The organism is Magnetovibrio sp. PR-2, from assembly GCF_036689815.1.
In the GTDB taxonomy this organism is placed as follows: domain Bacteria; phylum Pseudomonadota; class Alphaproteobacteria; order Rhodospirillales; family Magnetovibrionaceae; genus Magnetovibrio.
Window position 1 is genome coordinate 1 of record NZ_JBAHUR010000053.1, and the last position, 311, is coordinate 311.

The following is a 311-nucleotide window of genomic DNA, read 5'->3' on the forward strand; positions in this document are numbered from 1 at the left end:
GGAGCACGCCAAAGCGCACGCAACCCAACAACGCGCTGGGCACACCGCGACAAACGTCCTCCCTCAGTAACGCCTCGCTGGCACTCAAGGTTCCCAAATCCAAAACCAACCCGGTGTTGCAAGGCCCGGAGGGTCCCATGCAAGACCCGTTGACGGGCAGATACCTGCGCGTCAACGATTTTAAGACGATCAAACAACTGAAACCAAAGCGACAGATCTCCACCTTCTCCGACGCCACGCGCCAACGTGTGAAGTCTGCCCAAGCGGCCGCAAACAAACCGTCGCGCGTGCAAGAAGTCTGGTCCGGCCCC

1 protein-coding gene is annotated in these 311 nt (G+C 59.8%); it reads left to right on the forward strand.

Annotation, left to right across the window (positions count from 1 at the left end; all coding sequences use genetic code 11):
- Positions 1–311: hypothetical protein (locus V5T82_RS18175; protein ID WP_332897089.1), on the forward strand; the 311-nt coding region annotated here is incomplete at both ends.